At 72.7% G+C, this 18,144-nt stretch carries 15 protein-coding genes; 6 read left to right on the top strand and 9 right to left on the bottom strand.

Annotation, left to right across the window (positions count from 1 at the left end; translation table 11 throughout):
* Window positions 1-62: 62 nt before the first annotated feature.
* From ABEA93_RS09825 to ABEA93_RS09815, 3 genes are all read left to right on the top strand, one after another.
* Window positions 63-800, top strand: a complete 738-nt coding sequence (locus tag ABEA93_RS09825) for a histidine phosphatase family protein (protein WP_345674992.1) — start codon at window positions 63-65, stop codon at window positions 798-800.
* Between the two features lie 91 nt (window positions 801-891).
* Window positions 892-1,458, top strand: coding sequence for a DUF3090 domain-containing protein (locus ABEA93_RS09820; RefSeq protein ID WP_345674991.1), 567 nt, complete (start codon window positions 892-894; stop codon window positions 1,456-1,458).
* Window positions 1,428-2,288 (top strand): SCO1664 family protein, encoded by an 861-nt coding sequence (locus tag ABEA93_RS09815; RefSeq protein WP_423536282.1) that lies wholly within the window; start codon window positions 1,428-1,430, stop codon window positions 2,286-2,288. Before ABEA93_RS09820 ends, ABEA93_RS09815 begins: the two co-directional genes overlap by 31 nt.
* 9 nt (window positions 2,289-2,297) lie before the next feature.
* Here ABEA93_RS09815 and ABEA93_RS09810 read toward each other — a convergent pair whose 3' ends face one another.
* Together ABEA93_RS09810 and ABEA93_RS09805 are read right to left on the bottom strand one after the other, a co-directional pair.
* A complete protein-coding gene (locus ABEA93_RS09810) occupies window positions 2,298-3,839 on the bottom strand; it encodes an MFS transporter (protein WP_345675227.1) in 1,542 nt (513 codons plus the stop codon).
* 136 nt (window positions 3,840-3,975) lie between these two features.
* A complete protein-coding gene (locus tag ABEA93_RS09805) occupies window positions 3,976-4,731 on the bottom strand; it encodes a TetR/AcrR family transcriptional regulator (protein WP_345674990.1) in 756 nt (251 codons plus the stop codon).
* 221 nt (window positions 4,732-4,952) lie between these two features.
* Here ABEA93_RS09805 and mshC point away from each other — a divergent pair, with 221 nt between their 5' ends.
* The gene (mshC, locus tag ABEA93_RS09800) at window positions 4,953-6,179 is read left to right on the top strand and encodes a cysteine--1-D-myo-inosityl 2-amino-2-deoxy-alpha-D-glucopyranoside ligase (RefSeq protein ID WP_345674989.1); all 1,227 of its coding nucleotides are present in this window, start codon (window positions 4,953-4,955) and stop codon (window positions 6,177-6,179) included.
* A 129-nt stretch (window positions 6,180-6,308) separates the two neighbouring features.
* On the opposite strand, the gene ABEA93_RS09795 is transcribed toward mshC, so the two are convergent.
* A complete protein-coding gene (locus ABEA93_RS09795; protein ID WP_345674988.1) occupies window positions 6,309-6,884 on the bottom strand; it encodes a DUF6643 family protein in 576 nt (191 codons plus the stop codon).
* Window positions 6,885-7,158: 274 nt separating this feature from the next.
* Between ABEA93_RS09795 and ABEA93_RS09790 the strand changes: the two genes are divergently transcribed.
* Window positions 7,159-8,265, top strand: a complete 1,107-nt coding sequence (locus ABEA93_RS09790) for an ADP-ribosylglycohydrolase family protein (protein WP_345674987.1) — start codon at window positions 7,159-7,161, stop codon at window positions 8,263-8,265.
* A 25-nt stretch (window positions 8,266-8,290) separates the two neighbouring features.
* Here ABEA93_RS09790 and ABEA93_RS09785 read toward each other — a convergent pair whose 3' ends face one another.
* The 6 genes from ABEA93_RS09785 to ABEA93_RS09760 form a co-directional block, all read right to left on the bottom strand.
* Window positions 8,291-9,478: a DegT/DnrJ/EryC1/StrS family aminotransferase gene (locus tag ABEA93_RS09785; RefSeq protein ID WP_345674986.1), complete on the bottom strand. Its 1,188-nt coding sequence runs from the start codon at window positions 9,476-9,478 to the stop codon at window positions 8,291-8,293.
* A complete protein-coding gene (locus ABEA93_RS09780; protein ID WP_345674985.1) occupies window positions 9,469-11,022 on the bottom strand; it encodes a hypothetical protein in 1,554 nt (517 codons plus the stop codon). The genes ABEA93_RS09785 and ABEA93_RS09780 overlap by 10 nt, the downstream gene beginning before the upstream one ends.
* Before the next feature lie 43 nt (window positions 11,023-11,065).
* Complete coding sequence (locus ABEA93_RS09775) at window positions 11,066-12,262, bottom strand: GNAT family N-acetyltransferase (protein ID WP_345674984.1); 1,197 nt, start codon at window positions 12,260-12,262, stop codon at window positions 11,066-11,068.
* Window positions 12,259-13,419, bottom strand: coding sequence for a glycosyltransferase (locus tag ABEA93_RS09770; protein ID WP_345674983.1), 1,161 nt, complete (start codon window positions 13,417-13,419; stop codon window positions 12,259-12,261). Before ABEA93_RS09770 ends, ABEA93_RS09775 begins: the two co-directional genes overlap by 4 nt.
* Window positions 13,416-15,377 carry an AAA family ATPase gene (locus tag ABEA93_RS09765; RefSeq protein ID WP_345674982.1) on the bottom strand — a complete coding sequence of 654 codons (1,962 nt, stop codon included), beginning with the start codon at window positions 15,375-15,377 and terminating at the stop codon, window positions 13,416-13,418. The genes ABEA93_RS09770 and ABEA93_RS09765 overlap by 4 nt, the downstream gene beginning before the upstream one ends.
* Before the next feature lie 192 nt (window positions 15,378-15,569).
* The gene (locus ABEA93_RS09760) at window positions 15,570-16,733 is read right to left on the bottom strand and encodes a glycosyltransferase (protein ID WP_345674981.1); all 1,164 of its coding nucleotides are present in this window, start codon (window positions 16,731-16,733) and stop codon (window positions 15,570-15,572) included.
* 113 nt (window positions 16,734-16,846) lie between these two features.
* Here ABEA93_RS09760 and ABEA93_RS09755 point away from each other — a divergent pair, with 113 nt between their 5' ends.
* Window positions 16,847-18,076 carry a glycosyltransferase family 4 protein gene (locus ABEA93_RS09755; protein ID WP_345674980.1) on the top strand — a complete coding sequence of 410 codons (1,230 nt, stop codon included), beginning with the start codon at window positions 16,847-16,849 and terminating at the stop codon, window positions 18,074-18,076.
* Window positions 18,077-18,144 lie beyond the last annotated feature (68 nt).

Here is an 18,144-nt window from a genome sequence, read left to right as displayed (position 1 = left end):
GCCGCTGGGCAGCGCATCGGCGCACAAACGCACCGTGTGCCGGATCCCCGTAGAGTGCTCGGATGGCGACGCTGCTTCTGGTCCGGCACGGCCGGACCACCGCGAACTCCTCGGGTGTCCTGGCCGGCTGGTCTCCGGGGGTGTCCCTCGACGACCGCGGCCGCGAACAGGCGGCGGCCCTCGCCGCCCGGATCGCCCCGGTGCCGCTGGCCGCCGTGGTCTCCAGCCCGCTCGACCGCTGCCGCGAGACCGCCGCGGAAATCGCCGCCGCCCGGGAAGGCACCAAGCTCGCGCTCGACGCCGGCGTGCAGGTCGACGACCGGGTCGGCGAATGCCGCTACGGCGACTGGACCGGGCAGGAAATCGGCAAGCTGGCGAAAGACCCGCTGTGGCAGGTCGTGCAGAACCACCCCAGCGCCGTCGTCTTCCCCGGCCCGGAAGGCGAAGCGCTGCGCGACACGCAAGCCCGCGCGGTCAACGCCGTCCGGGACTGGAACGCGCGCCTGGAAGCCGAGCACGGCCCCGACGTCCAATACCTGGTCTGCTCGCACGGCGATGTCATCAAGGCGATCGTCGCCGACGCGCTCGGCATGCACCTCGACCTCTTCCAGCGCATCGTCGTCGACCCGTGCTCGCTCACCGTCGTGCACTACGGCCGGACGCGCCCGTTCGTCGCGCGCCTGAACGACACCGGCGGCGGTGTCGAGGCACTGCTGCCGGCCCCCAAACGCCGCCGCCGCGCGAAGAACGCGCCCCCGGCGGACGATGCGGTGGTGGGCGGCGGAGCCGGGGCACCGTAGGGTGCAGCGAGGGCCGACGGAATAGCGCAGCCTCGGCGCGCGTTCCCGATGGCCGCCATGTCCAGTACGTACGAGTAATACGGAGCAACTCGTGCCCCGCCAGGTCTTCCTGTACGACCCCCCGGAGCGTTTCGTCGCCGGGACGGTCGGCGAACCGGGACAGCGCACCTTCTTCCTGCAAGCCGCCTCCAGTGGCCGCGTGACCAGCGTCGCCCTGGAGAAGCAGCAGGTCGCGGTGCTCGCCGAGCGCGTCGACGAACTCCTCGACGAGCTGGTGCGGCGCAGCGGCGGCGAGACGACCGTGCCCGCGGTCGCGCCGTCCGACCTGGAGGACGCGGCACCGCTGGAGGTGCCGATCCTCGAGGAGTTCCGCGTCGGCACCATGGCGCTCGCGTGGGACTCGGATGCCGAGCGCCTCGTCGTCGAGGCGCAGGCCCAGGTCCCCGACGACGAGAACCCCGAGGACACGCTCCTCGGCGAGGACGACGAGGACGGCCCGCCGCTGCTGCGCGTGCGCCTCACCGGTCCGATGGCCCGCGCGTTCGCCAAGCGCGCGCTGCTCGTGGTCGCCGCGGGCCGGCCGTCGTGCCCGTTCTGCGGTATGCCCATGGACGCCGAGGGCCACATTTGCCCGAGAGCGAACGGCTACCGGCGCTGAGCGGCGGAAACGTCGGCAGCCCGCTGGACACCGCGGCCGCCGAAGAGCTGCTGGCCCGCGGCGAGATCACCGTCGAGGGCCGGCTGACCGACGCCTCCAACGCGACGCTGTACTGCCGCGTCGAACTGGACGGCGTGGCACGCCAGTGCGTGTGGAAGCCGGTCGCGGGCGAGCGGCCGCTGTGGGACTTCCCGGACGGCACCCTCGCCGGGCGCGAAGTGGCCACCTACCTGCTGTCCGAAGCCACCGGCTGGGGGATCGTCCCGCCGACCGTGCTGCGCGACGGCCCCTACGGCACCGGCATGTGCCAGCTGTGGATAGACGGCGACCCTGGCGACGGCCTCGTCGACCTCCAGGAGACGCCGCAGCCCGGCTGGCTGCCGATCGTGCAGGTCGCGCTCGACGACGGCGAGGGCGGATCGACGCCCGCCTACCTGACGCATGCGGACACCGGCGCGCTGCGCCGCGTGGCGGTCTTCGACGTGGTCGCCAACAACGCCGACCGCAAGGGCGGCCATCTGCTGCCCGGCCCCGACGGGCGCGTGTACGGCATCGACCACGGGATCTGCCTCCACACCGAGGACAAGCTGCGGACCCTGCTGTGGGGCTGGGCGGGGGAGGAGCTGCCGGCCGAAGCGCTGGACACCCTGTCCCGGCTCGCCGCGGAACTCGACGACCCGAAGGGGCCGTTGGCGAGCGCCCTCGGCGAGCACCTGACCGCCGCCGAGGTCGACGCGGTCCGCGCCCGGATCGCGGGCCTGCGGCAAAGCCGAAGGCACCCCCTGCCGACGCCCGGGCGTCGGCCGGCGGTGCCTTGGCCGTTGATCTGAACCGCTTGCTCAGCCGACGTGGAGCGCGGGCGACGAGGCCGCCGAGCGTTCCGCGTCCGGCGTGGCGCCGGTGCCCGGCCCCTCGGTCTGCTGGTTCGGCCGCGGCGTGTTCATGATCAGGCCGACCAGCAGCGCCGCGCCCAGCAGCATGAACCCGGCGTACATCGTCGCCGTCGTGTACCCGTGCACCAGGCCCTCGTGGACGCCGCGCGGCGTCGTCGGCGGGTGCGACTTCAGGTAGTCCGCCTTGGCGCTCGTCGAAATCGTGCTCAGCAGCGCGATACCGATCGAACCGCCCACCTGCTGCGACGTGTTGGCCATGGCGGAGGCGATGCCCGCCTCGTGGGGGGCCACGCCGTGGGTCGCGTAGTTCATCGCGGACGACATCACCAGGCCGGCGCCGATGCCGACGAGCACCTCGGACGGCATGATCCACGTCCAGAAGCCGGTGTCCACGTCCATCCGCGACAGCATGAACATCGCCACCGACGACAGCAGCAGACCCGGCACCACGAGCATCCGCGGCGGGACCTTCGTGATCAGCCGCGGCGTGATGCCGGCTCCCGCTATCACCACGCCGACGGACATCGGCAGGAACGCGCACCCGGCACGCACCGGCGAGTAGCCCTTGACGACCTGCAAGTAGAACGTCAGGAACAGGAACAGCCCGAACATGCCGATCACCGCGAGACCGATCGCCGTGTAGGCGCCCCCACGGGTCCGGTTCAGCACCACCCGCAGCGGCAGCAGCGGCCCGTCGACCCGGGTCTCGACGTACACGAACGCGGCCAGCAGTGCCGCACCGCCGATCAGCAGGCCCACGATGAGCGCCGAACCCCAGCCCTTGGACTCGGCCTCGCTGAGCGCGTACACGATCGCGAACAGTCCGGACGTGGCCAGCGCCAGTCCCGGCAGGTCGAACCGGGCACGGCCGGCCGCGCGCGTCTCCGTCAGCACCATGTACGCGCCCGTTCCGGCGACCAACGCCACCGGCACGTTCACGTAGAAGCACCAGCGCCAGTCCAGGTACTCCGTCAGCGCGCCGCCGAGCACCAGCCCGAGCGCGCTGCCGCCGCCTGCGATCGCACCGAAGATGCCGAATGCCTTGGCGCGCTCCTTCGCGTCGGTGAAGAGCACCGCCAGCAGCGACAGCGCGGCCGGCGCCAGCAGCGCCCCGAAACCGCCCTGCAGGGCGCGGGCCGCCAGCAGCAGACCGAACGACTGGGCGGCGCCGCCCAACGCGGAGGCCACCGCGAAACCGGTCAGGCCGATGAGGAAGGTCCGTTTGCGGCCCATGTAGTCGGCGATCCGGCCGCCCATCAGCAGCAGGCTGCCGAATGCGAGCGTGTATGCGGTGAGCACCCACTGCTTGCCCGAGTCGGACACGTCGAAGGACTTCGCCGCCGACGGAAGCGCGATGTTCACGATCGTCACGTCGATGATGACCATGAGCTGGGCGAGCGCGATGAACGCGAGCGCGACCCAGCGCTTCGGGTTCACCGGTGGCGCGCCGCTCCTGAGTTCGTCCGTGGCTGCGTCTTCCTTGGACATGTTCGGAGCGGAGGCCGCGGCGGGGGTGGCCGAGGAATCCATGGTGATCGCCTTCTTCATCAGCGTTCTGCGTATGGGGGGTCGCGCTGTTCCTGAGGGGATGCGGTGGCGAGCGGCGGGCCCGCGCCCGCACAGGTCACCCGGGTGCGGAGCCGTTCTCGTCCTCGTGCGCCGCGTGCAGCTCGGCGCGGATCCGATCGAAGTCCGCCAATGTGACGAGCGGCGGCGGCAAACTGTGACGTGCCGGGGTGCCGTCGCTGCGCAGGCCGTCGAGGTAGATGTCGAGCTGGCGGTGCGCCAGGCGGTCGTCCACGAGCAGCTTGGCGACCGCCGGAAGCGGACGGCACAGCCGGATCACCATGAGCGTGATGTCGCCGAACGCCACGTCGGGACGCACCAGGCCGGCCGCCTGCGCATCCCGCAGCAGCTCCTCGATGGGGCTGCCGAGGCCGCGCCGCGCGTTGTCCAGCTCGTCGTCGAAGACCACGCGGCCGACCAGCGCGGGCATGGCCGCGCCGATCTTCTCGTCGAGCGCGACGTGCATGAAGCGGCGCAGCGCGTCGAACGGGTCGGCGGCCTCCTCGCGGACGGCCTGCACCGTGTCGGACAGCACCGTGAACGTGTGCATGACGACGCCGCGGATCAGCGCATCGCGGTCCGGGAAGCGGCGGTACAGCGTGGCGATGCCGACGCCCGCGCGCCGGGCGATCTCGTCCAGCGGCGCGTCCGGGCCCGCCTCGATGAAGACGTCGCGCGCCGCGTCGAGGATCAGCCGCCGGTTGCGCAGCGCGTCCGCCCGCATCCGGCCGGGCCTGCCGCCCGGGGCGGACCCGTCCGGCGTCGTCCCGGGGGTCTTCCCCGGCGTCTGCGGGGGGTCGGCTGCTGCGCCCATTGCGGATCTCCTCGGGCCACGGAAACGGTCACGGCATCGGTCACGGCAATACTCACGAACAGGAGGTGGAGAGATTCCCTCCACTTACCTGCTTCGACCGTAGCAGAAGCGGAGAGATTCTCTCCACTAACTTCGGGGGTGGATTCGCCGGACCCTTCGCGCACGCGTTCGCCCGGCTGCCGGTCGCCGCGCACGCGACCCCTGCCGTTACGCTCTTATGCATGTATGCCTGGCCCGCACCCGAGCTGCCCGTCCTCCCAGGTCAGGGCGCATCCCTGCGCGTGTTCGACAGCGCCGCGCGGGATTTCGTGACGACCGCCCCGGGGCCGGTGGCCCGGCTGTACGTCTGCGGCATCACGCCGTACGACGCCACGCACATGGGGCACGCCGCCACCTACGTCGCCTTCGACCTCCTCCAGCGGGCCTGGCGTGACGCCGGGCACCGCGTGCACTACGTGCAGAACGTCACCGACGTGGACGACCCGCTGCTGGAGCGCGCCGCCCGCGACGGCGAAGACTGGACCGCCCTCGCCGAACGCGAGACCGCGCTGTTCCGCGACGACATGACGGCCCTGCGCGTCCTGCCGCCGGACCACTACGTCGGTGTCGTCGAAGCGATCGACCGGATCGTGCCGCTCATCGTCGACCTGCGCGACAAGGGCGCCGCCTACGACGTCGACGGCGACGTCTACTTCTCCGTCGCCTCCGACGAACGCTTCGGCGGCGTCTCCGGGTTCAGCGCCGAGGAGATGCTGCGGCTGTCCGCCGAACGCGGCGGCGACCCGGAGCGCCCCGGCAAGAAGAACCCGCTCGACCCGCTGCTGTGGCGGGCCGCCCGCGACGGCGAACCGTCCTGGCCCAGCCCGCTCGGCCCCGGCCGCCCCGGCTGGCACATCGAATGCGTGGCCATCGCGCTCGAACACCTCGGCATGGCGTTCGACGTCCAGGGCGGCGGCTCCGACCTCGTCTTCCCGCACCACGAGATGGGTGCGTCGCACGCGCAGGTCGCCACCGGCGACGCCCCGTACGCCAAGGCTTACGTGCACGCCGGCATGGTCGCCCTGCACGGCGAGAAGATGTCGAAGTCGCGCGGCAACCTCGTCTTCGTCTCCAAGCTCCGCGAAGCCGGCATCGACCCGATGGCGATGCGCCTCGTGCTGCTCGCCCACCACTACCGGTCCGACTGGGAGTGGACCGACGACGTCCTCGCCACCGCCGAACTCCGCCTCGGCCGCTGGCGTGCCGCCGTCTCCCGCCCCGACGGCCCCCCCGCCGACGACCTGCTCGCCGCACTCCGCGACCGCCTCGCCGACGACCTCGACGCCCCCGGCGCCCTCGCCGCGATGGATGCGTGGGCCGAAAAGCAGCTCCGGGAAGGCGGCAGCGACCAAGGCGCCCCCGGCGTCGCGTCGCGCGCCGTCGACGCCTTGCTGGGCATCGCACTCTGAGCCGATCAGCCGCGCGACACGACGAAGCGCCCGAGCCGTGAAGGCTCGGGCGCTTCGTCGTTGCGGTGCCGTACTCGGCTGTGCGGCGCGCTGTTCGACGGAACGGGGCGGCGTGCCCCGCGCGCGGGGTCAGTACCGCTCGGGGAACCCGCTCGGCTCGGGACGGCCCGGCGACCGAGGCGGCGGCACCTGCTGCACGTACTGCTGCGGTGCGCCCGGGGCCGGCCGGTAACCCTGCGGGGCGCCCGGGGCGGGACGGTAGTTCTGCGGAAGCGGCTGCATTCCGCCCGCGTACGGCTGCGGCGCGGCGGCGTACTGCCCGCTGTGCTGCATCGGCATCGGAGCGGCGGGAAGCGCCGGCGGCAGTGCCGCGGGGGCGCCGTATCCGGCGTTCGGGTACGGCGAACCGCCTTGCGGTGCCGGGGAGTACGCCCCCGACTGCACGCTCGGGTAGTTGCCACTCGTCGCGCCGTACGCCGAACTGCCGTACGACGGAGGCGAATACGAGGACGGGAGCGCGGGCAGCGCCGGCAGTGCCGGGCGCTCGCCGAAGCGCGAGTAGTGTCCGAGCCCCGTGAAGTCCGGCGCGGGCACATGCATGGGACCGATCTCCGGGCGGCCTCGCTCGGCCACCAGACGGTCGTAGATCGGAGTCTCCGAATACGGCGAATAGAAGCCGCCGTCAAAGGCACGAGCCGAGGTCATGGCCGCTAAGGTACGCGATTCCCGCCCGTTGCGAACCCCCTTCGACGTGTCGAATTTCCGAGGTTCCCGTTGCTTTTCCGCCAACGCGCCGAAGCACCCCGCGAAGGGGCAACATGCACGCAACACAACAGGGGTGTGATAGGGCGATTCGCTCGGATTGGCCCATTCGCGTGGGGATGTGCGGCGAACTGTGGCCTTTCCGGAACTCGCGGAGCATGATGACCGTCTGCCCCGCCGCCCCGCATGACCTACCCGCACCGGGAGGGCCGACACCATGCGCGATGAAAGACGTGAAACCCGGGGGCCCGCCGGGAGGTTCGACGAGCGACCGGCGGCTTCGGGGCCACCGGGCGCGCCGCGCTCCGACGGGCCGCGCCGCGGGTCCGCGAGCGAGTCCGACGAGCCTTCCGGCGACGCCGCCATCGACGCGCGCCTCCCGCCCGCCGGGCCGCCCGATCCGCCGCCGCCCGACGGCGTGCTGCGGGACCGGATCCGGTCCGGCTGGCTCGGCCGGTGCGCGGGAGCGGAGTGGCCCGCCCCGGCCCCTGCCCGGCACCCCGGACTCGTCGACCGCCACGGCCCCGTCGACCACGCGGTGCTCACCCTGCGGCTGCTGGAACTGCACGGGCCCGGGTTCACCCACGACCAGATGGCGTCGCTCTGGCTGCTGGCCCTGCCGTTCCTGCGGCCCGGCGGCGACGAGCGCGACGCGTACCGGAACCTCGTCGACGGCGTCGTGGATCCGGCGGCGGTGCCCTTCACCCGCGAAAACGACGACGCTCTCGCCCGCGCCGACCTGTACGGCTACATCGCCCCCGGCGACCCGCGCCGGGCCGCCCGGCTCGCCCGCAAAGACGCCCAGTTGTCGCATGCGGCGAGCGGGCTGTACGCGGCGATGTGGGTCGCCGCCCTCGCCGCTGCCGCCTTCACGGCCCGCAGTGCCGCCGAGGCGGTCTCCGTGTCGCTGCGGCATGTCCCGTCCCACACCCGGCTGTTCGAGGCGCTCTGCGACGTCCTGGTGGCTCACGCGCGCGGCCGGGAGTGGGACGACGCGCTGGCGGACATCCGGGCGGCCCACGAGCGCTACGGCGCCCGCCATGCGATCGGCAGCGCGTCCTCGATCGCGGCCGCCCTGCTGTGGGGCGACGGCGACTGGCAGCGCTGCGTCGACCTGGCCGCGGCCGGCGGCGGCGACCCGGAGACGAACGCCGCCGCGGCCGGCTCGATCGCGGGCGTCCTCGCCGGCACCGCGGGGCTTCCCGCCGAATGGCGGCGCGCGGCGGGCGACCGGGTGCACACGGCGGTGCCCGACGCGGGGGAGTGCCGCATCGCCGACTTGGCGGAGCGGACGTTCGCGGTGGCGCGGGCGGGGGCGCGGTAGTCCCCCGCCCGCGCCGCGGCGGGCTTCAGCCCTCGTCCGCCGCCAGGTGCGCCTGGATCCGCACGACCGCGTCCGCGACCCCCAGGACCGTCGCCTCGTCCATGTGCGACCACAGCGGCACCGTCAGCACCCGGTCGGCCATCGCCTCCGTCACCGGCAGCGGCCGCTGCTCGACAAGCCCTTCGTACGCCTTCTGCCGGTGCACCGCCGGGTAGAAGTACCGCCGCGAGTCGATCCCTTCCGCCCGCAGCAGCTCCGCCAGCTTCGCCGCACCGCAGCCGAACGCGTCCGGGTCGACGATCAGCGTCAGGTCCTTCCACGTCGACGTGTCGCCCTCGGCGAGCGCCGGCAGCCGCACCCCCGGCAGCCCGTCGATCCGGGCGCCGAACGCCGCCGCCAGTGCCCCGCGGTGCGCGATCCGCTCGGGCAGCGACCGCAGCGATACCAGCGCCAACGCGGCGTGCAGTTCCGACATGCGCGCGTTCAAGCCCGCGAACACGCAGTCGTAGTCGCCCGGGTTGCCGTACCCGCGGCCCAGCCGCAACGTCTCCGCCAGCGCGCCGTCGTGTGTCGCGATCAGCCCGCCCTCGGCCGCCACCACGACCTTCGTCGGGCTGAGGCTGAACACCTCCGCCGTCCCGAACCCGCCCACCGCGCGGCCCGCACGACGGCTGCCGAACCCGTGCGCGGCGTCGTACAGCAGCGGTACCCCGGCATCCGAGGCGACCTTCGCCAACTCCTCGACCCGGCACGGCGTGCCGTAGACGTGCGTGGCCATCAGCGCACCCGCGCCCGGCGCCAGCGCGGCCGCCGCGTCGGCCGGGTCCAGCGTCAGCGTGCCTTCGTCGACCTCCGCGAAGACCGGCGTCCCGCCCGCCCACACCGCCGCGTGCGCGGTCGCCGAGAACGTGAAGCTCGGCATCACGACCCGCCGCCCCGACACCCCGAACGCCTGCAGCGCCAGCATCAGGCCGCTTGTGCAGTTCGACACCGCGACCACGTGCGGAACACCGAGGAACTCCGCCGCGGCCTCCTCCAGTTCGCGGACCGTCGCACCGTTCGTCAGCTGCCCGCTCGCCAGGATCGCGGAGAACCGGCGCTCCACCTCCGCCTGGTCCGGCACCGCCACCCGGGTCAGCGGCAGCCCCTCCGGGAACGCCGGAGCCCCGCCCAGGAAAGCCGGAAGCCCCGCCCCGCCCTCGTTCACCGCCATTGCGAATCCCCCCTCCCTGCGGCCGGGACGCCCGCCCCGGCCGAACCGTCCGATCCCGAACCCCGTGCTCCCGAACCCGGTGCGCCCGAACCCGGTGCGCCCAAACCCGGTGAGCCCGAACCCGGTGCACCCGCCGCCTTGGCCCCCGCGCCATCGGCCGCCGCCGGGACCCGCTTCCGCCGCGGAAGCGAACGCTCCGGCGGCGGATCGGGTTTCGGTACACCCAGCAGAATCAAGGCGAACGGAAACACCTGCACCCGCTCCCGGGTGAGGATCCCGAAGTTCTTGATGTTCGCGAATGCCATCGCGAAAACCAGCATGTAGACCAGTGCGAACGCCAAATAGGGCCGTCTCACCAACAATGCCGGAATGCGCCGCAAACGCACCAGCGACGTCACCACCAAGCCCATCAGCACGACGCCTTCGAGCGACGCCAGCAGCGCCTGCACATTGTGCACTTCGAAAGGAAACGGCCGGAAGAGCACCGTCATCAGCGACTGCGGCAAATGCGACGGCGAAATCGCACTCGTCTGCTCCGCCGCCTGCTGGCCCGAACCGCCCTGCGCCGTCTGCGTCTGCGTCCGGCTCGCCACCTCCGCCGCCGCCCCCGCACTCAGATCGGCCGTCCCGAAGAACTTCCCGACCTGCTTCAGCGCCACCACCGCACCCGCGCCCAGCACCACCGCGCCGAACCCGGCCCGCAGCGGCCCCAGCGCCGACACCTGCTGCGGCCTGGTACGCAGCAGGAACGCCACGATCAGACCGCACATCACCAGCACCGTGATGTGCGGACGCACCATCGTCGCGCCGGTCATGCCGAGCAGCAGGAACAAGTACGCGCCGCGCCGCCGCACCAGCAGCAGCGCCGTGCCGTACGCGCACATGCCGAGCGTCAGCAGCATCCACGTGTCCTTGCCGATCCCGGACGGCCAGAACAACAGCGACGGCAGGAAGAAAACCAACTTGGCATACCGCTTGTGGTCGCCGTCCGGATACGCGATCCCGAACGCGCGCCAGCACAGGTACAGGCCCCAGAAACCCATCCAGGAAAAAACCAGGTATCCGGCCAGGATCGACTGGCCGACGAACGCGTACACGATCCCGGTCACGATCATGATGAAGCCGGTGCCGATCACCTTGCGGTGGATGTCCGGGGTGAAGTCGCCGTCCCGGAAGGCCACCGCGAGATGCCGTCCCACCAAATCGTAGGTCGCCGCATCGGAGTTGCCGTCGTACAGCACGAATGCCATCCAGTAACGCGCGAAACACGCCACCAGCTTGGCCACCAGCGCCCACACGACGATCTTCTGCATCCACGGGTCGTCGTCGCGGGTCAGCCGCTCCAGGATCGGGATACTCAGCGTGAGCAGCAGCGGGAACACGATCAACGCGCCCCACATGTCGTAGGCGCGGTGCTCCATCGCCCACGCGAACGCCGCCACATAGAAGGCGACGACCGCCGTCGCCGCGACACCCGACCACGGGACGCGCGGAACCCGCGGGCGGCGGCGCGGCAGCGCCCAGCCCGAAACGTCCCCGATCACCGCACCCGGCCCGTCGCGTCGGCGGGATCGCGCGGCAGGCCGCTCAAAAGACCTCCAGGTCACCCAGGGCCAGATGCCAGGAGTTGAGGGTGTGCAGGTCCAAGCCGTACGGCAGCGGCCGCAGCGGGCGCGCCACCAGCAGCATGCCGGTGCGCGGCGGCACCGCATACCCCGCGTACCGCGCCGCCCGGGCCGCGTCCGACCCCGGCGTCAGATGCGTCGCCACGTGGTCGCAGCCCGACAGCCCGGCCGCGGACAGCAGCCGCCGCGCCGTCAACCGGTCGCCCGGCCGGATCAGCAGCTGCGACAGCGTGAACTCGGCCAGCGGCCCCCGGCGCCGCGGACGGCCGAACGCCACCCCGTCCAGCACGCCCTGCCGGTACGCGGCCACCACGCGGTAGTCCAGCCCCGGCGCCGCCCCGTACCGCCAGCGCAGATACGGCTCCGTCGTGCGCGTCCGCAGCCGGTCCGGCCACAACGCCGCGTCCGCGCCGTCCGCATCCGCGATCAGCTCGGCCAGCCCGTTGCACGCCGCCGGGTCCGCGAAGAACTGCCGCGCGGTGGGGAACCGGCAGCGGATCTCCTCGTCCCCGTGCCCGCCCGCCGCGGGGGAGAGGCCCAGGGACAGGCCGGCCGACGCACTCGCCGACGACGAACCCCCGGACGCGTACGAACTGCTCACCGCGCCCCGCGCACCCGACGGGGCCGGCACGGCCACCGCCGCGGCCGCCGGCGCGCCGCCCTCGGCCTCCGCCGACCGCAGCTCCCGCAAGCCCTTCGCGAACGCCAGCGGCCGGATCGGGTGCAGCGCGATCGGCACCTTGCCGACCTCCTGCCAGCCCATCCGCAGATACCCCGGCAAGCTGTTCGCATTTGGCGTGTTGAACACCAGGTCGGTGTCCTCGCCCAGCCGCTCCAGCAGCCCCAGCGTCAGCTTCGTGAACAGGCCGCGGCCCTGCACGTCCGGCCGCGTCGCGGTGTCCACCGCCCGCACCGCCCGCACCGTCGCGCCCTGGTGCGCGAACTCCCAGCGCAGGAAAAGCCGCACCGCCGCCAACCGGCCGTCCCCGTCCACCGCCACCAGACCCGGGCTCGACCCGAACGGGTTGTCGCGGTGCTTCCAGTCGAAGAACTCCTGCGTGCGTTCCCCCGTCGGACCGCCCGCCAAAGCCGCGGCGAGCAGCTCCAGCACCTCGGGCTCGTCGTCCTTTGCCACCTCGCGCACCGTGAATTCAGTCATCGCGCGAGCACCTCTCGATAGACGTCTTCGATCCGCCGCTGCGCACCCGCGACGTCGAACGTCTCCGCACGCAAACGCGCCGCCTTCCCCCACGCGCGGCGGCGCGCCGGATCCGCGGCGGCCTGCGCGAGCGCCGCGGCCAACGCGCCCGGATCACCGGGCGGGACCACGCGCCCCTCGACGCCGTCGGTCACGATCTCCGGCATGCCGCCCACCCGCGTGACGACGACACCCAGACCCGTGGCCATCGCCTCCATGAGCGCGACCGGCAGACCTTCCTGACGCGAGCCAAGCACGAAAAGGTCGAAGGCGGGTAGGAGTTCGGGCACGTCACCGCGGGAGCCGGTGAACACCACCGACCCCGCCAGATCCGGCCGGGCCGCGCGCTCGCGCAGCTCCGCCTCCAGCGGGCCGAGCCCGATCAGCACCAGCCGCGCCCCCGGCTCGGCAGCACGCAGCAGCGCATGCGCGTCGAGGATCCCCGCGTGGTCCTTCTTCGGCGTGAAGTTGGCGACCACGGCGTAGGTGAACGCGTCCGGATCCAGATCCAGCAGCCGCCGGGCCCGCTCGCGCGCGCCCGCACCCGGCACCACGCCGCCCAGATCGGGGCCGTGGTAGACGACGCGCACGCCCGACACCGGAAGCCGCGACGGCGCGATGGTGTCCGCGACCGCCTGCGACACCGCGACGACCGCGGAATTGCGGCGGTACGTCCACGCGTTCGCCCACCGCGTCGGCGTCCGGTAGCGGTGCCACAGGTTGTGCTCGGTGTGCACCAGCGTCACCCCGCGGCGGATCAACGTCCGGGCGGCCACCGCGGGGACCGGCATGTGCGTGTGCACGATGTCGTACCCGCGCGCCGTCACCAGCCGCCGCAGCCGCAGCGGCCACGTCCGGTCCGCATGCCCGGCGGCTTCCGCGTCCGCGGCCGAACCGCCGGTGTCGCCGAGGCAGTGCACCACCACCCCGGCAGCACGGAGCGCCGGGACCAACGCGTCCTTCCACGGCAGCACGTAGGCCACCTCGACCTCGAACCGCTCGGTGTCCACATGCCGCGCGCAGTTGACCAGCAGCTGCTCGGCGCCGCCGCGCCCGAGCCCCTTGGTCAGCCACAGCACCCGCACCTTCGGGACGGGCCCTCCGGCAGGGGCGGTCACGACCGGTCCTCGCCGGACCGGCCCGGACGCGGGAAGTAGCCCAGATCGGCCGGGTCGTCGTCGAGGAAGCTGCTGCCGCCGTAACCGTCCGACGCGGAGAACCCGTGCGGTTCGCCCGGCCGCACCGTGATCGTGCGCAGCTCCGCGGTGTGCACGAAGGAATCGCCCGCTGCCCCGTCGTCCGCCTTGTCGTCCGCTCCGGAAGGCGGCTCTTCCTGGCCGTCGCCCGACCGCCCGGCCGACACCGGCGCGGTGCCGTCGCCCAGTTCGGGACGCCGCGCCCAGCTCGGCGCGGAACGCTCGCCGTCCTCCGCCGACTCCTGCGCCGCGGCACGCCCGCGCAGGATGAGCCCGGCCCCCGGCACCGCGAGCCCGGAGCGGCCGCGGCCCGACCGGACGCCCACCGACGACGGGTCGGTGCCGATCAGCGCGATACCCGCCACCGGCACACCGGTCCGGGTCAGCAGCTCGGACACGCGCGACGCCTGATCCGGCGTCAGGTTGCCGCTCTTGGTGACGACCAGCATCGCGTCGGAGTGCTGGATCAGGTCGTTGGTGTCGTTGGCGAACAGCAGCGGCGCGCTGTCCAGCAGCACGACGTCGGCGTGGTGCCGGGCCCGCGCGATGACCTCGCCGACCCGCAGCAGCAGCGCTGCCGGGTAGCTCGTCGGCGCACCGCCGGTGATCATCCGCACGTGCGGGATCTCCGTCGCCCGGATCACGTGCTGCAGGTCGGTCTCGCGCTCGGCCAGCAGCAGCTCCGACAGGCCGGTGCCCGGCTTCGTGCCCAAGTACAGGTGTGCTTCGGGATTGCGGAAGTCGCAGTCCAGCACCAGCACCGAACGCCCGGCCTCGGCCAGAGCCGCGGCCAGGTTGCCGACCGTCGTCGTCCGCCCGTCGCCCGGTTTCGGCGACACCACCAGGATCACCGGCGCGGGGTCGGTGAACTGGCGTACCGGAAGCGACGATCCCAGCCCGGTGCGGGGCGCTTCGCCGAGCCGGAACGCCAGCCCCGGCGGCCCGGACAGCAGCAGAGCCGAGCGCAGCGACCGGTAGGCCTCCGCGACCGGACTGCCCGGCCGCGCCGCCACCAGCAGCGCATGCCCGGCGCGCATCCGCCGCGACGCCCGCGGCACCTCGGCGATCACCGGCATGCCGAACGCGTCCTCGACCTGCATGCGGTTGCGCAGCCGCATGTCCATGCGGTCCACCATCAGCGCCGCCACCAAGCCCAAGGCGAGGCCGAGCGCGGCGGCCAGCGCCAGCCGCAGCGGACGGGACGTGGGCGCCAGAATGCTGGTCGCCGCCTGCGGGGTGCTGCGCAGGTTGTCCTGCACGATCACGCGCGGGTCGAACAGCGGGTCGGCGAGCTTGCCTTGCAGGTTCAGCTGGGTCTGGTAACTGCTCATCTTCGAATCGCGCTCGGCTTGCAGCAGGCCCTTCTTCGCGGCCGGAGCCTGGGTGATCTGCTGTTCGAGTGCGGAGATGTCGTTGCTCAGCTTGTCCAAGCCGGGCTTCTTGGCGTCCGCGGCAGCCTGCAACTGGGCGCGCTGCTGGTCCTTGAACACCGCGACGGTGGTGTCCGCCCAGGTCCGCGCCAGCGTCTCGGCGTCCGTCTTGGTGGCGTCCTTCGCCGTGATCGTGAGAGTGCCCACCTCTCCGTTGACACCCGTGGTGATCCGGCCCGCCAAGACCGCCGGGTCTTGGTGCAGCTTGGCGCCGACCTGCTTGGCGACCTCGCCCGCATCGGACACCCACTTGACCGTGGTCAGGCTGAAGTCCTTGTTGTCGGCGCTCTCCGGGGCCAGCACGATGTCGATCGAGCTGGTCCACTGGTTGCCGACCGTCTTCGGGTTCGACGGGGTCAGCATGAAGCCCGCGACCAACCCCACCGCGAAGCACGCCACCACGAGCTTCCAGCGGCGCTGCAGGACGGAGAAGTAGCTAGAGGTCTCCACCGGTCCCCCTCCGGTTCAACGGAATCGAATGCGCCGCCGAGTGAGCGATCGGGCACGGCGAGTTTTCCGAGCAGGTCAACGGTAGTTCACGGGTTTCTGCCAGGTGGTCCGCTGATGTGCCGGAACTGTGGAGGTTTTCCGGGGACTTGGCATGCCCTTGAAGGCAGCTTCCCGGTGCGGTGTGCGGAAGGATCACGTGCCGCTTCCCACCCGTGCGCGCTCGTAGAACTCCACCATGCGGTCGCACACCCGGTCGACCGTGAACGTGCCGGTGAAGCGTGCCAGCGCCGCCTCCGCGCGCATGTTCGCGGATATCCGGTCCGTCGCCGCGTCGATCAGCGCGACGGCCAGCGCGCCGGCGTCCTCCGGAGGCACCAGCACCGCGCAGTCCTCCGAGCCGATGATCTCGCGCACCGGCGGCAGATCCGTCGCGACCACCGGCACCCCCGTGCCCATCGCCTCGATCACCACGCTGCCCAAGCCCTCCCAGCGCGAGGACAGCACGAAGACGTCGGCCGCGCCCATGAGTTCCGGGACGTCCTGGCGTTCCCCCAGGAAACGCACGGCATCCTCGCCGCCGATCCCCGCGGCGGCCGCCCGCAACCGCTCCGTCTGCGAACCCGGCGCGCCGGCCAGCATCAGCACGGCTTCCGGCACCTCGGCCCGCACCCGCGCGAACGCCTCGACCAGGACGTCCAAACCCTTCTGGTACTCCTGTCGCGCGGCGGCCAGCAGCAGCGGCGCCCCCGGCTGCACACCCAACTCGACCCGCATGGCACTCCGGCGCGCCCGCGCCTCGGCCAGCAGCTTCGGATCGCGGCCGCGCGGCACCACGTCGATCTTCGACCGCGGCACCGCCAACCGGCGCGCCATCACGTCCCCGACGTGGTCGGTCAGCGCATGGAACCGCCGTACGCCGCGCGCCGTCAGCGCGTCCAGCCCCTGGGCGGCGCGCAGTTTCCACCGCCGCAGGTTCGGCGACGCGAACTGCTCGGGCCCGTAGGCCGAATTCACCAGGCTGGAGACCACCGGAACCCGGCACGACACGGCCGCCATCCGGCCCGCCACGTCCGCCTCGAACAGCGTCGTATGCACCAGATCCGGCCGCCGGTCCTTGATCACCCGGCGCAGCCCGGCCACCGACCCGGCCCTCGACCCCCGGTGCACTCCGAACAACGCCGCTCCGGCATCGCTCAACTCCGCCTGAAAACCGTCGATGTCGAGCAGATACGCGACATCCAGCGTGATCCCCCGGCGCATCAAATGCGTCGCGGTCACCGCCAACGCCTGCTCGGCCCCCCCGGCCCGATCGACGCTGTCGATCACGTGCAACACGTGCACGGGCACAACCCCCATATGTCTCCTGAAGCGCCGATCCGCGCCCCAGACCCACCCCGAGTCGGCTCCCCGCACGAGCATGTCATCAGAACCTGCGCGGCGCAGCAGGATGTATGACAACCTGCCATCCCATGCGCCCGACACCACCCCGATCCGGGGTGCTGCACCTGATCACCGACCCCCGGCCGCGCGGCGCCCAGGTGTTCGCGCACGAACTGCACCGGGAACTGCGTGTACGCGGCTGGAACTCGCGGATCGCCGCTCTCGCGCCCCAGGACGACGGCATCCCGCCCGGCGGTTCCGCCGCCACGGCACCGGTCTCGGACCCGGCGGAAGCCGCGTCGGCGAGCGTGCGCGACGTCGCCGTACTCGGTCCGACCCGCATGCACCCGCGCACCCTGCGCGCGCTGCGCCGCGCCACGGCCGGCGCCGGGGTCGTGGTCGCCCACGGCTCGACCACCCTGCCCGCGTGCGCCCTCGCCTTGGCCTTCCGTCGCACGCCGTTCGTGTACGTCAACATCGGCGACCCCCGGCACTGGGCCGCCCGCCTCGACCAACGGCTCCGCGTCGGCGCCATGTTGCGCCGCGCCGCCATGACCGCCTCGGTGTCGCCGACCGGCCGCGACCTGCTCGTCGCCCGCTACCGGCTGCCGGCCGCCAAGGTTCGGGCCATACCCAACGGCCGCCGCCCCGAGGCGTACCCGCGCGCCGACGCCGCCTCCCGGGCCGCCGCCCGCAAGGAACTCGGCATCCCCGACGACGCCGTCGTGATCGCCGTCGTCGGCGCGCTCAGCCGGGAAAAACGCGTCGGCCTCGCCATCGAAGGCTTCGCCCGCCACCTCGACGGCATCACCCGCGCCGCGGCCAACGCCGACCCGTCCGACCTGCGGCAACGCGAACTTCCGGACGCGGCCCCGCTGCTCCTGGTCGCGGGTGACGGCCCCGAACGCGCCGAACTCGCCGCCCTGGCCGACCGGCGCGCGCCCGGGAGGGTGCGATTTCTCGGTACGGTAGACGACGCCGCACCGGTCTACCGGGCCGCCGACGCGCTGCTGCTCACCAGCGCGAGCGAAGGCGTCCCGGGAGTGCTGGTCGAGGCCGGACTGTCGGGAATCCCGGCGGCCGCGACGGATGTGGGGTTCGTTCGCGACGTCGTCCTCGACGGCCGGACCGGCGCACTTGCCGCGTCCGGAGACCCCGGCGCGGTCGCGGCGGCCATCGGACGCGCCGTGGCACACCGCGACGCGTGGGGCGCCGCGGCGTATGAGCACTGCACGAGGGCTTTCGCCATGGAGGCCGTCGTCGGTGCCTGGGAAGAACTTTTGCAGTCCGTCATGGCGGAGGCACCGGCCTCCTCGTGATGGTAGACAGGTCGTCACAGGGGGCAGGCCGGGGGAGTTCGGCCGCAACAGGACGTAGCAGACGGTCA

It is taken from the genome of Yinghuangia aomiensis (assembly GCF_039542225.1).
GTDB classification, from domain to species: Bacteria; Actinomycetota; Actinomycetes; order Streptomycetales; family Streptomycetaceae; genus Yinghuangia; species Yinghuangia aomiensis.
This window is presented reverse-complemented; position numbering and strand designations above follow the sequence as displayed.

Coding starts and splice junctions, on each gene's coding strand:
- ABEA93_RS09775 (WP_345674984.1), bottom strand. CDS start 12,262: ATGACTGAATTCACGGTGCGCGAGGTGGCAAAGGACGACGAGCCCGAG.
- ABEA93_RS09755 (WP_345674980.1), top strand. CDS start 16,847: ATGCGCCCGACACCACCCCGATCCGGGGTGCTGCACCTGATCACCGAC.
- ABEA93_RS09805 (WP_345674990.1), bottom strand. CDS start 4,731: ATGGGCGCAGCAGCCGACCCCCCGCAGACGCCGGGGAAGACCCCCGGG.
- ABEA93_RS09790 (WP_345674987.1), top strand. CDS start 7,159: ATGCGCGATGAAAGACGTGAAACCCGGGGGCCCGCCGGGAGGTTCGAC.
- ABEA93_RS09760 (WP_345674981.1), bottom strand. CDS start 16,733: ATGGGGGTTGTGCCCGTGCACGTGTTGCACGTGATCGACAGCGTCGAT.
- mshC (WP_345674989.1), top strand. CDS start 4,953: ATGTATGCCTGGCCCGCACCCGAGCTGCCCGTCCTCCCAGGTCAGGGC.
- ABEA93_RS09795 (WP_345674988.1), bottom strand. CDS start 6,884: ATGACCTCGGCTCGTGCCTTTGACGGCGGCTTCTATTCGCCGTATTCG.
- ABEA93_RS09810 (WP_345675227.1), bottom strand. CDS start 3,839: ATGTCCAAGGAAGACGCAGCCACGGACGAACTCAGGAGCGGCGCGCCA.
- ABEA93_RS09825 (WP_345674992.1), top strand. CDS start 63: ATGGCGACGCTGCTTCTGGTCCGGCACGGCCGGACCACCGCGAACTCC.
- ABEA93_RS09785 (WP_345674986.1), bottom strand. CDS start 9,478: ATGGCGGTGAACGAGGGCGGGGCGGGGCTTCCGGCTTTCCTGGGCGGG.